Below are 13,995 nucleotides of genomic sequence, written 5' to 3' on the forward strand. Positions count from 1 at the left end.
ATAAAATTATCTTAAATCTTTTAAAACTAATTGTAGTGAAGTATAATTGTTCCAAGTGTTTTGATCTAATGTGTAAACAATATCAAAATCATTTTGGATGAAACTAATTTTTTTACCAAGATTAAAACCAATAGCATTATAAGTTTTGTTATCTGAACCGTAAATAATGTTTAGTTTTAAATGGGTTTTGTCTGCTCCAACTTGTTTTCCGTATCCATTATCTCTAACTGATGATGTGGAAAAAACAGGTTTCATATTTAGAGGGCCAAACGGAGCCATTTGTTGGATAATTCGATAAAACTTAGGGGTAATTTCAGATAAATCAATTTCAGCATCAATACTAACTTCAGGTGTCAATAAGTCCTTGTCTATTGTTTTAGAAACTACCTCTTCAAATTTAGCTTTGAAGTTTTCATATTGTTCAGGAAGAAGTGTTAAACCTGCTGCATATTTATGCCCTCCAAATTGTTCTATAAACTCAGAACATTGTTCTAAAGCATTATATACATCAAAACCTTTTACAGAGCGTGCCGAAGCAGCTAGTTTTTCTCCGCTTTTGGTAAATACTAAAGTAGGACGATAGTAGGTTTCAATTAATCGAGAAGCTACAATACCTATTACTCCTTTATGCCAAGATTCATCAAAAACAACAGAAGTGAAATTCTCTTCTTCTTTATTCTCTTCAATTTGTATTAAAGCTTCTTGGGTAATTTTTTTGTCTAAATCTTTTCGGTCTGAATTAAATTTTTCAATTGCGACTGCAAATTCTACTGCCGCATCAAGGTTCATTTCTGTAAGTAATTCGACAGCATAATTACCGTGTTTCATTCTACCAGCAGCATTAATTCTTGGAGCAATAATAAATACAACATCAGTAATGGTAAGTTCTTTCTTTTGAGTTTGTTGTATAATTGCTTTAATACCATTTCTTGGTTGGGAGTTAATAACTTGTAAACCGAAATAAGTTAAAGTTCTGTTTTCTCCAGTCATAGGAACAATATCGGCAGCAATAGCGGTAGCAACTAAATCTAAATAAGGAATTAGATCATTAATAGTTTCTCCTCTTCTAGAAGCTAATGCTTGTATTAGTTTAAAACCAACTCCGCAACCACATAATTCATCATAAGGATAATTACAATCTACTTGTTTAGGGTTTAAAACAGCAACAGCTTTTGGGACTTCGTTCCCAGGCTTGTGATGATCACAAATAATAAAATCAATATTTTTACTACTAGCATATGCTACTTTATCTATTGCTTTGATACCACAGTCTAAAGCTATAATAAGAGAAAAGTCATTGTCGTCAGCAAAATCAATTCCGTCATATGATACACCATATCCTTCTTTATATCTGTCTGGGATATAAGTAGAAATGTTAGGGTGAATAGTTTTTAGATAAGAAGACATTAAAGAAACAGCCGTAGTCCCATCAACATCATAATCGCCGTATACTAAAATGTTTTCACCTTTTTTAATAGCTTCTTCTATTCGTTGGACAGCTATATTCATGTCCTTCATTAAAAAAGGATCGTGTAAATCATTTAAATTAGGACGAAAAAATAATTTAGCTTTATCAAAAGTGTCAATGTTTCTTTGAACCAAAATTTTAGCAAGAACTTTACTAACACCAAGTTCTTTAGCTAATTGATTTACGTTACTAGAGTTTGGCTCTGGTTTTGATTTCCAACGCATAGCAATTTTTTTAATAATTTAATTATTGTGAAAATGAATGGCAGTTTTTACTTCAGCAAATTTTCTAAACATTTCCATTACACCACAATACTTATCTATAGATAATTTAACAGCTTTATTTATTTTATCTTCATCTAAATTATCTCCATAAAAATGATAATCGACGGTAACTTTATCGTAATATTTAGGGTGTTCTTCGGTTAATTCTCCAGTAACTTCCATTTTAAAATCGTTTACAGAAGTTCTCATTTTTTTTAATAAAGATACAACATCTAAACCAGAGCATCCTGCTAGCGATGATAACATCATGGCTTTTGGACCTAAACCAGAATTGTTTCCTCCATTTTCTTCTGAAGTATCAATTAAAACTTTATGCCCGCTTGGATTGTCGGTTTCAAATTGCATGTTTTCTTTCCAAACTGTTGTGACTGTGTGTGATGCCATAATTTGATTATTTTTTTGTTTCTTGCGTAAGTTGTTTTGTGTGTCTGTCGACTTAGAAAGTCGAATTATTACACAAACGTAGTGCAAAAAGTTATTAATAAAAACAAAAATAAAAATATATGCCACTAGTAACACCGTTATCAGCAGATCATGACTTAGAAACAAAAGAATTAGCTGAGTTTTTTAATGAAACATTAGGGTTTTGTCCAAATTCAGTTTTAACAATGCAGCGTAGACCAGCCATTTCTAAAGCTTTTATCAATTTGAATAAAGCTGTTATGGCTAATGAAGGTAGAGTAACATCTGCTTTAAAAAGAATGATTGCTTGGGTTTCAAGTAATGCTACAGGTTGTAGATATTGTCAAGCACATGCTATTAGAGCAGCTGAACGTTATGGAGCTGAACAAGAGCAATTAGATAATATTTGGGAGTATAAAACTCATCCTGCATTTTCTGATGCTGAAAGAGCGGCATTGGATTTTTCTTTAGCTGCATCTATGGTGCCTAACATGGTTGATGAGAAAATTAAGACAGAATTATACAAACATTGGGATGAAGGAGAAATAGTAGAAATGTTAGGTGTAATTTCTTTATTTGGATACCTAAATCGTTGGAATGACTCTATGGGGACTTCTATTGAAGATGGAGCTGTAGAGAGTGGAGAACAGTATTTAGGAAAGCATGGTTGGGAAAAAGGAAAACATATTTAACCGATACTTGACTTAATTTTAAAAATTACGTACTTTAGAGCAAAACAAAAGTCTTCTCTCTGGAAAGAGAAGACTTTCTTTTTACTTAAATAGATGTTCCCCCCTGATCACCTAGCATAAGCTTGTTAAACAAATTAATAAGTTTTTATGTTAAGCGTGGTTGTGAATAATGCAAAAGAAAAAATTTCTTTTTGCGGTTTTTAAGAAAAATCTATTGAGTAAAAAGTATGAGTGTAGAAAAAGATAAGCTTTTCAATCTTATAAAAGAAAAGTTACCAAACAATGTTTTGTTTACTGAAGAGATAGCTGATGTACTTGATATAAGTTATGATGCTGCTTATAGACGAATAAATGGTAAAACATCATTGTCATTTAAAGAAGCGTTAGAGTTAGCAAAATATTATAAAATTTCATTAAATAAACTGTATAATATTAGTAGTACTTTATCTAAAAGTATTATTAAAAATGATTATGTAAACACTTATGAAGGTGTAAATGATTTTTATAAAGATATAGCTTTTTATGTAGCTACTTATGCGTCTGATAAGAATTCAAAAGTGTATTATACAGCTAAAAATATTCCAATTTATCATATTCCTGTAAATACATTGTATAGTAAATTTAGAGTTTATGTATATCTGAATTTCCTGTCTAAAAAAGAAGAAAGTAAAATAGAGCCTTTTAGTAAATTTATTGAAAAGCAATTTTTTACAAATGAATCCAAACGTTTCAGAGAAAAATTTAAAGAAGTTTCTATAACTGATGTTTGGAGTGATACTACAATTAATAGTTGCTTACATACAATATATTACTTTTATAAAACTAAATTGATAACTCGAACTGAGGCTTTACAATTATGTGATGAGATATTATTGCTTATTGAAAGGATTGAAGATAAAGCCAAGAACAAAACCTGGAATTCTAAAAAAGGTTTAAAATATGAGTTGTACTATAATAAATTGGTAAATATTAATCATGTTTTATTTTTAAAGTCTGAGACAAAAAAAGGCTTGTTAGTGCCTTATACGTCTCTTTCTTATATGAGAATTGAGGATAAAATAATTTGTAACGAAGTAGATGAGTATTTTCAAAAACAATTACAATTTTCTCAAAATATATCAGGTAGTGCAGAGGTAGAGAGAAGGATGTTTTTTACATTAATGTATGAGAAGATAGAGCAGTTAAAACATCAAATAAATTCAAAGGCTATTATGTCATTTATATAAAAAAAAGCACTTGTAATTTATTACAAGTGCTTTTTTAGTATTTGTTCACTTTTAGTGGCTTATTTATCTTTTAATAAGTCTCTAATTTGTGCTAATAATTCTTCTTGAGTTGGACCTTTAGGAGGAGCAGGGGCCGGTTCTTCTTTTTTCTTTAACTTATTAACGGCTTTAACAATCATAAACATTACAAAGGCAACAATGATAAAGTCAATTAAGTTAGTTAGAAATTCACCATAAAGTACAGCTACTTCACCTGTTATTTTTCCAGATTCGTCAGCAACACCATCTTTTATAATGTACTTTAAGTCTTTAAAGTCGGCATTAAATAATAGTCCAATAAGAGGAGAAACGATTCCTCCAGTAAAAGAAGCTACTACTTTATTAAAAGCAGCACCCATTACAAAACCTACTGCAATGTCGACTAGGTTCCCTTTCATTGCAAAGTCTTTAAACTCTTTGAGCATTCCCATATTTTTGGTTTTTATAGTTAATTGAGTTGTAAATTAAAAAAAAATTAACTCTTAACCAATCTTTTTACGCGCTGAGAAATAGCAGTTAGAATTTCGTAAGGAATTGTTTCACAGTTGTGTGCAATATATTCGATGTGCTTTTGATGGTTGAAAAGAATAACTTCATCACCTTCTTTACAATCTATGTCAGTAACATCAACCATAATCATATCCATACAAACATTACCTATAATTGGAACAGGTTGACCATTAATAAAAACATAACCTTTTTTATTACCTAACTTCCTAGATATACCATCAGCATGACCAACAGGAATAGTTGCACTTTGAGTAGGTCTACTAGCAACAAAAGCTCTATTATATCCTACAGTTTCTCCTGGTTGGATTAAGTGTATTTGAGAGATAATTGATTTTAAGGTATGTGTGTTTCTTAATTGACTTGTTTCTTGCTCGTTGTTTCCAAAGCCATACAAGCCAATTCCAACACGAACCATATCAAATTGTGCTTGAGGATAATTGATAACACCAGATGTGTTTAGAATATGAATCATAGGTTCGTATCCTAAATGATCATAAAATTGTTTTACGATGTAGGCAAAGTTGTTAATTTGTCCAATAGTGAAATTTTGTTCATTAGGATCTTCACTGGCAGCAAGATGAGAAAAGATAGATTGAACCTTTATATTGTTTGAGCTTTTTATCTGTGTAATGATTGTTGGAACATCTGTATGCCAAAAACCTAACCTGTTTAAACCAGTATTGAATTTAATATGAATAGGATAGTTCATTAAAGGGGTTTCATCAGATAGTTTAAGAAAAGCATCAAGTATTTTGAAATTATATAAATTAGGTTCTAAGCTATGTTTAACAATTTCTTCTAAGTTTTGAATTTGTGGATGTAAAACTAAAATAGGAGTTTTAATACCCGCTTCACGTAAAATGATACCTTCGTTAGAATAAGCAACAGCAAAATAATCTACCTTATCTTGAAGTAATTTAGCTATTTCTGTAGATTCACTTCCGTAACCAAAAGCTTTAACAACAGCTAAAACCTTTGTGTTAGGATTTAGTTTTTGTTTAAAATAAGCGAGGTTATGTTGTAGAGATAGAGCGTCTATTTCTAAAACGGTAACATGATTATTCATCAGATAAATTTTCTTTCTTATTATTTTGCTCTCTTATTGCTTTGTAGTAAGCAGCTCTGCTAAGAGGTTCATATTCTTGAGTTTCTCCTAAGAGAACAAGGTCTTCGCTCATAGCTTTTCTGTAGCTATAATGAGCTAAGTTTCCTGTATGAGTACAAACAGCATGTACTTTGGTTACATATTCTGCAGTAGCCATAAGAGCTGGCATAGGTCCAAAAGGTTGTCCTTTAAAATCCATATCTAATCCAGCTACAATAACTCTAATCCCCCTATTTGCTAAATCGTTACAAACTGTAACAATTTCATCGTCAAAAAACTGAGCTTCATCAATCCCAACAACATCTACGTCATTTGCTAATAAACGAATGTTAGAAGAAGCAGGAACAGGAGTAGAACGTATTCTATTATAGTTATGAGAAACCACTTCTTCGTCGTCATAGCGAGTGTCAACTGCCGGTTTAAATATCTCTACACGTTGTTTTGCAAACTGTGCACGTTTTAAACGACGAATTAATTCTTCGGTTTTGCCTGAAAACATTGAGCCACAAATTACCTCAATCCACCCAAATTGTTCTGTATGATTTACTGTATTTTCAAGAAACATTTTGTAATTTTAAGCTCTAATTATTGATATTTGCATTTCTTTCGAAATAGGGAACAAATTTATTAAAATTTAAGAGTAAATATTAATTTCAAACAACAACTTATGCACAAAAAACTTGCATCCGATTTAACTAGTTTAGCACACAGCATTTTAAAAATGAAAAATAAAGAAGATGTGTTTGCTTTGAAGGAAAAAGCACATGAAGTTTATGAAAAGCTTTCTGTTTTAGCTTATGTAGAAGAGTATATAAATAATACTCCAAATCCTACTAAGACAAAAGAAGAGTTGTTGGATGATGTTGTGCAAGCAGAAATAAGAAAAGTTGAAAAACACAATAAAATAGAAGAGCCTCTGGTTGAAGAGGATAGAATTGTACATCAACTAGAAGAAGATATTGAAGAAGAGGTAGAAAAAGAAGCTGAAGAAATTGCAGATAAAGTAATTGAAGAGATAGCTGATGAGAAAATGAATCTAGAGGTTGTAGAAGAAATTATGGAGCAGCCTTTTGATGAATTGGAAGAATTGCTTTTTAATGGTAATGAAGATACAAAGAACGATGTAAAAGATGTTGGTGAGAAAAAGACAACTACTTTAGAGGAGGAGCTAGAAGATACACTTCCAGTTGACGTAATGGCAAACTTATTTGAAAAAGTAGATGTAAAGAAAACACTTAACGATCGTTTGCAAAGTTCAATTCAAATAGGTCTTAACGATAGAATAGCTTTTGTGAAACACTTGTTTAATGGAGATCAAGCAGATTTTAACAGAGTGGTTTCTCAGTTGAATACAATGAAGACGGAAAAAGAGGCTAAAAAGTTTGTTGTTAAAATGGTAAAACCAGATTATGATTGGTCTGATAAAGAAGAATATGAAACAAGATTGTTAGAAATTATAGAAAGAAGGTTTGCTTAAATGAATTCTGATTTAATAGTTGTACATACGCACTTCCACAAAAGGAGAACTGGTGTTACAAGAAGTATAGAAAATGTAATGCCCAACTTAAAGAGAATGTGTCAAACATATCTTTATGGTTATGGTATTGAAGGAGATAAAATAACTACAAAAGAATTAAAAAACTTATTGTTTTCTAAAAAGAAAATAGTTGTTCATTGCCATAGAAATAATGAAGTGTTAAAAATGCTATGGTATCGATTCTTAGGAGCAAAATTTAAATTAGTTTTAACTCGACATGCAGAAACTGATCCTTCAGGTTTAACAAGGTTTTTACTTAAAAAATCAGATAGTGTTGTTACATTGACAACTTCTATGCATGATAAATTAGGAATAAAAAACACAAAAGTATCTCATGGAGTTGATACAGATAGTTTTATTCCAAATGAAGAAAAAAGATTAAAAGATGTTTCGCAAAAAAATATAATTCTTTGTGCAGGAAGAGTTAGAAAAGCTAAAGGACAAAAAGTTTTATTAGAAGCCATAACCCAAGAGTTGAAAACTCACAAAGATTGGGCAGTAGTTATTGTTGGTAAGGTAGATAAGCCTGAGTTCTTAGAAGAGTTGAAAGAATTAGCTGCTAACGTAGAAGGGCAAGTTTATTTTGTAAACGAAACCAAAGAGATAATAACATATTATCAAGCTTCTAAAATAGCAGTGGTTCCTTCGTTTACTGAAGGTTTTTCATTAGTATGTGCAGAGGCTATGTCTTGTGCTAACACAACAATTGCTACCAAAAATGTTGGTGTACATTCCGAATTAATAGAGCATGGGAAATCAGGATATCTATTTGAGTCTGGAAATGTAGAAGAGTTAAGAGCAGTGCTAAAAGGTTTAATTCAAAATGAATTAGCATACGTGGGTGAGCAGGCAAGGAAGGAAATTGAAAAGAACTGGAGTGCTAAAAAAGAAGCAAACGAATTACTAGCAGTATATAACCAACTGTATAGGTAAAAGCACAATAGGGGATGTGCTTTTAGCTAAACTTTAAAAGTTAGCATTGGTTTAATGGAACTCTTAGATAAATTTTTAGTAATACTACCATTGAAAATATGTGATAAACCACTTCTTCCATGAGTTGCTAGTGCTATGATATCAGCATTTTTTTCGTTTGAGAAATTTAAAATTCCGTTCTCAACAGAAGAGTCGTTGTATATGTTTATAGAGTAATCTGAAAAATTGTGTCTATCGGCAAATTCTTTTATTTTTTGTCTTGAAAGCTGAGAGTTTTCAAACTTATGTGGTGTGTTGATTTTTAATAAATGAATTTTACTCTTAAAATTGCTTGCGAAATCTAAAAACTTCTCAAAAGCATTGTTTTTCTGAGGTTTAAAGCTAGAAGCAAAAACCAAATTTTTAGGTTTAAATTCTTCTTCATTTGCTTTAGTAACTAAAACTGGTATTTCAGAATTTCTTACAACTTTTTCAGTGTTAGATCCAATTAACATCTCTTCTAATTCAGTATGTCCTTTGGTTCCCATGGTAATCAAATCGGCATTTATTTTTTTAGAATAATCGCGTATGCCTTCGTATGGATTTTGAAAACGAATAGCATGTTTAATACTTTCAATTTTTGGGAAAAATTGATTTTTATACTGAATCAGTTTATCGCGTACTTTTCGTATGTATAGCATGCTTTCAGGTATGCTGAAGTTACTACCACTCCCCATGTCTATTATACCAGTAGGTAATTCAACCATGTGAAGTAAATGGACCTCGCTTTTAGACTTTTTTGCCAAACTGGAAGCTAGCTTCAAAGCATGTTCTGAGGGTATGGAAAAATCAGTGGGTACTAATATTTTTTTCATAATAAAAAATTTAAGGTGGATGTTTTCAATTTACGAAAAACATTTTAAATTAGAAAGTGAAAGACACTTGTGTGTTAATGAATAACTTACTATCTTTGCAGCGAATTTATTAATTAGATGGATGAAGGGGACGAAAGTCCCCTCTTTTTATACCTTAGGATGAATCAAGAAAAAGTAAGAGAGTTATTAGATGAAGCTTTACAAGAAAACGAGTCGTTGTACTTGATAGACTTACAGTTTTTAGCTAATAGTAAGATCAAAGTGATAGTAGATGGAGATTCAGGAGTTCAATTAAGTGAATGTGTTCGTATTAGTAGAAAAATAGAACATAATTTAGATAGAGAAGAAGAGGATTTTTCTTTGGAAGTAACTACTCCAGATATTTCTCATCCACTTATGGTAAAACGCCAGTATAGAAAGAATGTTAATAGAATTCTTAAGGTTAAAACAGCAACCGAAGAGTTTGAAGGAACATTAACCGAAGTAACGGATGAAAATATTACGTTACATTGGAAAGCAAGAGAGCCTAAGCCAATAGGTAAAGGAAAGCATACGGTAGAGAAAACAATAACTTTACAGTATGAAGATATTAAAGAAGCAAAAGTGAAGATCATATTTTAATAAGAGGATGAAATGGAAAATATTGCACTAATAGAGTCATTTTCAGAGTTTAAAGACAATAAGAGTATAGACAGGGTAACACTTATGTCTATCTTAGAAGAAGTATTTCGTGCTGCATTAAAACGTAGGTTTGGTTCAGATGAAAACTTTGATATTATTATCAATCCAGATAAAGGAGATTTAGAGATTTGGAGAAACCGTGTGGTTGTAGCAGATGGGTTTTCTGAAGATGATAATGAAGAAATTGAACTTAGTGAAGCAAGAAAAATAGAACCAGATTTTGAAATAGGTGAAGATGTATCTGAGGAAGTGAAGTTAATAGATTTAGGTAGACGAGCAATTTTAGCGTTACGTCAAAACTTAATTTCTAAAATTCACGAACATGATAGTACTAATATTTTCAAACAGTTCAAGGAGTTAGAAGGAGAAATTTATAGTGCAGAAGTACACCATATTCGTCATAACGCAGTAATCTTATTAGATGATGAAGGAAATGAAATCGTTTTACCAAAAAGCGAGCAAATTCGTTCAGATTTCTTTAGAAAAGGAGATGCAGTTCGTGGAGTAATAAAATCGGTTGAATTAAGAGGTAATAAACCAGCAATCATATTATCAAGAACTTCTCCAGCTTTCTTAGTAAAATTATTTGAGCAAGAAATTCCTGAAGTATTTGATGGATTAATCACTATTGAAGGAGTAGCAAGAATCCCTGGAGATAAAGCAAAGATTGCAGTAGATTCTTATGATGATAGAATTGATCCGGTTGGAGCTTGTGTTGGAGTTAAAGGATCTCGTATTCACGGTATTGTTCGTGAATTAGGAAACGAAAATATTGATGTAATAAACTACACAAAAAACGAGCAGTTATTTGTAGCTAGAGCGTTAAGTCCAGCAAAAGTAACCTCTGTTGACATCAAACCTTTTGAAGAGGAAAAGAATGGTAAGAAAGGACGTGTAAATGTTTTATTAAAACCAGAAGAAGTTTCAAAAGCAATTGGACGTTCAGGAGTTAATATTCGTTTAGCAAGTGAATTAACAGGTTATGAAATTGATGTTCAACGTGAAGGAATAGAAGAAGAAGATGTTGAGTTAACAGAATTTTCAGATGAAATAGAAGCTTGGGTAATAGCTGAGTTTAAGAAAATTGGTTTAGAAACAGCAAAGAGTGTACTTGAAAAAGACGTGTCTATGTTAGTACAAAGAACTGATTTAGAAGAAGAAACAATTGTAGAAGTACAACGAATTTTAAAAGAAGAATTCGAAGACTAAATTAATAATGGAAGTCAGTCTCCAACGAAATTGATAGAAATCAATATAAAATCTGACAAACAGAGAAAAAGAGCATAACTATACTATGTATAAAGTGTGTTTTTTGAATATAAAGTATAAAATAATTTATGGCTGAAGGCAACAAATTAAGACTTAATAAAGTATTAAGAGAATTAAATATTTCTTTAGATAGAGCTGTAGAACACTTGGCTAAAAATGGTCATGAAATAGAAGCACGTCCTACTACTAAAATTTCTGATAAGGAGTATCAAATATTATTTGATGGATTCAAAACAGATAAATCAAAGAAAGTAGCCTCTAAAGAAGTGAGTGAAGAAAAGCGTAAAGAAAAAGAAGCTATTCGTCAGCAGTTAGAAGTAGAGCAAGAGAAGAAAAGATTAGAAGACGAAGCTAAAAAACAAGAAGTTTTAAAAGCCAAAGCTGAAAAATTAGAGCTTAAGACTGTAGGTAAGATTGATGTAAAGACTGGTAAAGCGGTTGAAGCTAAAAAAGAAGAACCTAAGAAGGTTGAAGAACCTAAAGAGGTAAAAGAGGTAAAAAAAGAACCTAAAAAGGAAACTCCTATTCAAGAAGCCCCAAAAGTTGAAAAGCCAGCTGTAAAGGTTGAGGAAAAGAAAGAGGAACCAATAAAGGTTGAAAAACCTAAGATAGTGAAACCTGAAGTAGTAAAAACTGAAGCACCTAAAAAAGTCGAAATAAAAGAGACTCCTAAAAAGGTTGTGGAAACAAAAAAAGAGGAAGTAAAAGCAGAAAAACCTGTTGAAATTACTCCTGAAAATGCTGAGAAAATTAAAACTCAGTATAAAAAGCTTGATGGTCCTAAAATTACTGGTCAAAAAATTGATTTAAAACAATTTGAAAGACCTAAGAAAAAGAAGCCAGAAGCGAAAACTGACGGAGATAAAAAGAAACGTAAAAGAATTAGCAAGCCAGGTGCACCAGGAGCTGGAAATTCAGCTAAACCAGGACAAAATAAAGGAGGTCAAAACCGAGGTGGAAATCGAGGTGGAAACCGTCAAGGATTTAGAGGTAGAGGTGGACAAAGACCTGTTGTTAAAAAAGAAGAGCCTACAGAAGCAGAAGTACAAAAACAAGTACGTGAAACTTTAGAAAGACTTCAAGGTAAATCTAAAAAAGGGAAGGCTGCTAAATATCGTAGAAATAAAAGAGATGCTCACCGTGAACAATCGGAAGCTGATTTACAAGCAGCACAAGCAGAAAGCAAAATCTTAAAAGTAACTGAATTTGTTACTGTTAGTGAGGTTGCTACAATGATGGATGTTCCAGTTACTAACATTATTTCTTCATGTATGATGTTAGGAATGATGGTAACAATGAACCAACGTTTAGATGCTGAAACATTATCAATAGTTGCAGAGGAGTTTAATTATACAGTAGAGTTTGTTGGAGCTGAGGTAGAAGAATCTATTGAAGAAGTAGAAGACAAACCAGAAGATTTAGAAACTCGTGCACCTATTATTACGGTAATGGGACACGTAGATCACGGTAAAACTTCGTTATTAGATTACATTCGTAAAGCAAATGTAATTGAAGGAGAATCTGGAGGAATTACACAACATATTGGTGCTTATGCAGTAAATGTAGGAGATCAAAAAATAGCATTTTTAGATACACCAGGTCACGAGGCCTTTACAGCAATGCGTGCTCGTGGAGCTCAAGTAACCGATTTAGTAATTATTGTAGTAGCTGCCGATGATGATGTAATGCCACAAACAAAAGAGGCAATATCTCACGCACAAGCTGCAGGAGTTCCAATCATTTTTGCAATCAATAAGATTGATAAGCCAAATGCAAATCCTGATAATATTAAAACACAACTTTCTTCTATGAACTTATTAGTAGAAGATTGGGGAGGTAACATTCAATCTCAAGAAATATCTGCTAAAACAGGTCAAGGAGTTGATGAATTACTGGAAAAAGTATTATTAGAAGCTGAAGTATTAGAATTAAAAGCTAATCCTAACAAGAATGCATCTGGAGCTGTAGTAGAAGCATTATTAGATAAAGGAAGAGGATATGTATCAACAATATTAGTACAAGCAGGTACTTTAAAAATTGGTGATTATATCTTAGCAGGTAAACATAGTGGTAAGGTAAGAGCTATGTTTGATGATAAAGGAAATAAAGTTAAAGAAGCTGGACCATCTACACCAGTATCAATCTTAGGATTAGATGGAGCACCACAAGCAGGTGATAAGTTCAAGGTATTTGAAGATGAGCGTGAAGCTAAACAAATAGCAGCAAAACGTTCTCAATTACAAAGAGAGCAATCTGTAAGAACTCAGAAAACTTTAACGTTAGCAGAAATTGGTCGTCGTATTGCATTAGGAGACTTTAAAGAATTAAATATTATCTTAAAAGGAGATGTAGATGGATCGGTAGAAGCTTTAACAGATTCATTCCAAAAATTATCTACAGAAGAAATTCAAGTTAATATCTTACATAAAGGAGTTGGAGCAATTACTGAGTCTGACGTATTATTAGCAACAGCATCTGATGCAATTATTGTAGGATTTAACGTTCGTCCACAAGGTAATGCACGTTTAGTAGCAGATAGAGAAGAAGTTGATATTAGAACTTATTCAATTATCTATGATGCAATTAACGATCTGAAAGACGCAATGGAAGGAATGTTGTCGCCAGAAATGAAAGAAGAAGTTCTTGGTAATGTTGAGATTAGAGAAGTTTATAAGATTTCTAAAGTTGGTAACATTGCAGGATGTATGGTAATGAATGGTAAGATAACAAGAGACTCTAAGGTTCGTATTATTAGAGAAGGAATTGTAGTTCATGATGGTGTGTTAACTTCATTAAAACGTTTTAAAGATGACGTAAAAGAAGTTAAGAAAGGATACGATTGTGGTCTTCAAATTAAAGGATACAACGATATTAAAGAAGGCGATACTATAGAAGCTTATACTGAAATTGCAGTAAGAAAAAAGCTTAAATAATATTTACTTATTTAATTGAATATAAAAAAGGCATCTCACATGAGATGCCTTTTTTATATTTA

Annotated in this window: 13 protein-coding genes; 7 read left to right on the plus strand and 6 right to left on the minus strand. The window is 31.8% G+C overall.

From position 1 onward, the window contains the following. Positions 1-6: 6 nt before the first annotated feature. Positions 7-1,692, minus strand: a complete 1,686-nt coding sequence (gene recJ / locus MHN29_RS05885; protein WP_235274282.1) for a single-stranded-DNA-specific exonuclease RecJ — start codon at positions 1,690-1,692, stop codon at positions 7-9. A gap of 18 nt (positions 1,693-1,710) precedes the next feature. Next, on the minus strand, positions 1,711-2,136 hold the full coding sequence (locus MHN29_RS05890; RefSeq protein ID WP_235274281.1) for an OsmC family protein: 426 nt from the start codon (positions 2,134-2,136) through the stop codon (positions 1,711-1,713). Positions 2,137-2,255: 119 nt separating this feature from the next. Here MHN29_RS05890 and MHN29_RS05895 point away from each other — a divergent pair, with 119 nt between their 5' ends. Continuing rightward, entirely contained in the window at positions 2,256-2,846 is a 591-nt protein-coding gene (locus MHN29_RS05895; RefSeq protein ID WP_150898345.1) for a carboxymuconolactone decarboxylase family protein, read from the plus strand. A gap of 227 nt (positions 2,847-3,073) precedes the next feature. Then, complete coding sequence (locus MHN29_RS05900; protein ID WP_235274280.1) at positions 3,074-4,072, plus strand: helix-turn-helix transcriptional regulator; 999 nt, start codon at positions 3,074-3,076, stop codon at positions 4,070-4,072. Between the two features lie 59 nt (positions 4,073-4,131). Here MHN29_RS05900 and mscL read toward each other — a convergent pair whose 3' ends face one another. From mscL to MHN29_RS05915, 3 genes are read right to left on the minus strand one after another with little or no spacing between them, the layout of a single operon-like run. Then, positions 4,132-4,542 (minus strand): large-conductance mechanosensitive channel protein MscL, encoded by a 411-nt coding sequence (gene mscL / locus MHN29_RS05905; RefSeq protein WP_304650939.1) that lies wholly within the window; start codon positions 4,540-4,542, stop codon positions 4,132-4,134. Between the two features lie 44 nt (positions 4,543-4,586). After that, positions 4,587-5,687, minus strand: a complete 1,101-nt coding sequence (gene alr, locus MHN29_RS05910) for an alanine racemase (protein ID WP_235274279.1) — start codon at positions 5,685-5,687, stop codon at positions 4,587-4,589. Continuing rightward, positions 5,680-6,291: a thymidine kinase gene (locus MHN29_RS05915; protein ID WP_150898349.1), complete on the minus strand. Its 612-nt coding sequence runs from the start codon at positions 6,289-6,291 to the stop codon at positions 5,680-5,682. Before MHN29_RS05915 ends, alr begins: the two co-directional genes overlap by 8 nt. 102 nt (positions 6,292-6,393) lie before the next feature. On the opposite strand from MHN29_RS05915, the gene MHN29_RS05920 reads away from it, so the two are divergent. Together MHN29_RS05920 and MHN29_RS05925 are read left to right on the plus strand one after the other, a co-directional pair. Beyond that, positions 6,394-7,203: a hypothetical protein gene (locus MHN29_RS05920; protein ID WP_150898350.1), complete on the plus strand. Its 810-nt coding sequence runs from the start codon at positions 6,394-6,396 to the stop codon at positions 7,201-7,203. After that, positions 7,204-8,196, plus strand: coding sequence for a glycosyltransferase family 4 protein (locus tag MHN29_RS05925; RefSeq protein ID WP_235274278.1), 993 nt, complete (start codon positions 7,204-7,206; stop codon positions 8,194-8,196). A 26-nt stretch (positions 8,197-8,222) separates the two neighbouring features. On the opposite strand, the gene MHN29_RS05930 is transcribed toward MHN29_RS05925, so the two are convergent. Further along, positions 8,223-9,050 carry a universal stress protein gene (locus MHN29_RS05930; RefSeq protein WP_235274277.1) on the minus strand — a complete coding sequence of 276 codons (828 nt, stop codon included), beginning with the start codon at positions 9,048-9,050 and terminating at the stop codon, positions 8,223-8,225. 159 nt (positions 9,051-9,209) lie between these two features. Here MHN29_RS05930 and rimP point away from each other — a divergent pair, with 159 nt between their 5' ends. The 3 genes from rimP (at position 9,210) to infB (ending at position 13,933) form a co-directional block, all read left to right on the plus strand. Beyond that, complete coding sequence (rimP, locus tag MHN29_RS05935; RefSeq protein ID WP_235274276.1) at positions 9,210-9,671, plus strand: ribosome assembly cofactor RimP; 462 nt, start codon at positions 9,210-9,212, stop codon at positions 9,669-9,671. Positions 9,672-9,683: 12 nt separating this feature from the next. Further along, positions 9,684-10,940 carry a transcription termination factor NusA gene (nusA, locus tag MHN29_RS05940; protein ID WP_150898354.1) on the plus strand — a complete coding sequence of 419 codons (1,257 nt, stop codon included), beginning with the start codon at positions 9,684-9,686 and terminating at the stop codon, positions 10,938-10,940. A 128-nt stretch (positions 10,941-11,068) separates the two neighbouring features. Then, positions 11,069-13,933: a translation initiation factor IF-2 gene (gene infB, locus MHN29_RS05945; RefSeq protein WP_235274275.1), complete on the plus strand. Its 2,865-nt coding sequence runs from the start codon at positions 11,069-11,071 to the stop codon at positions 13,931-13,933. Positions 13,934-13,995 lie beyond the last annotated feature (62 nt).

It is taken from the genome of Tenacibaculum sp. Cn5-46 (assembly GCF_022347705.1).
Taxonomy (GTDB): Bacteria; Bacteroidota; Bacteroidia; order Flavobacteriales; family Flavobacteriaceae; genus Polaribacter; species Polaribacter aiptasiae.

Bases quoted from the DNA above. Each gene is read 5' to 3' on its own strand.
- MHN29_RS05895 (WP_150898345.1), top strand. From the start codon at position 2,256: ATGCCACTAGTAACACCGTTATCAGCAGATCATGACTTAGAAACAAAA.
- alr (WP_235274279.1), bottom strand. From the start codon at position 5,687: ATGAATAATCATGTTACCGTTTTAGAAATAGACGCTCTATCTCTACAA.
- MHN29_RS05925 (WP_235274278.1), top strand. From the start codon at position 7,204: ATGAATTCTGATTTAATAGTTGTACATACGCACTTCCACAAAAGGAGA.
- MHN29_RS05890 (WP_235274281.1), bottom strand. From the start codon at position 2,136: ATGGCATCACACACAGTCACAACAGTTTGGAAAGAAAACATGCAATTT.
- MHN29_RS05900 (WP_235274280.1), top strand. From the start codon at position 3,074: ATGAGTGTAGAAAAAGATAAGCTTTTCAATCTTATAAAAGAAAAGTTA.
- rimP (WP_235274276.1), top strand. From the start codon at position 9,210: ATGAATCAAGAAAAAGTAAGAGAGTTATTAGATGAAGCTTTACAAGAA.
- recJ (WP_235274282.1), bottom strand. From the start codon at position 1,692: ATGCGTTGGAAATCAAAACCAGAGCCAAACTCTAGTAACGTAAATCAA.
- nusA (WP_150898354.1), top strand. From the start codon at position 9,684: ATGGAAAATATTGCACTAATAGAGTCATTTTCAGAGTTTAAAGACAAT.
- MHN29_RS05915 (WP_150898349.1), bottom strand. From the start codon at position 6,291: ATGTTTCTTGAAAATACAGTAAATCATACAGAACAATTTGGGTGGATT.
- mscL (WP_304650939.1), bottom strand. From the start codon at position 4,542: ATGGGAATGCTCAAAGAGTTTAAAGACTTTGCAATGAAAGGGAACCTA.
- MHN29_RS05920 (WP_150898350.1), top strand. From the start codon at position 6,394: ATGCACAAAAAACTTGCATCCGATTTAACTAGTTTAGCACACAGCATT.
- MHN29_RS05930 (WP_235274277.1), bottom strand. From the start codon at position 9,050: ATGAAAAAAATATTAGTACCCACTGATTTTTCCATACCCTCAGAACAT.
- infB (WP_235274275.1), top strand. From the start codon at position 11,069: ATGGCTGAAGGCAACAAATTAAGACTTAATAAAGTATTAAGAGAATTA.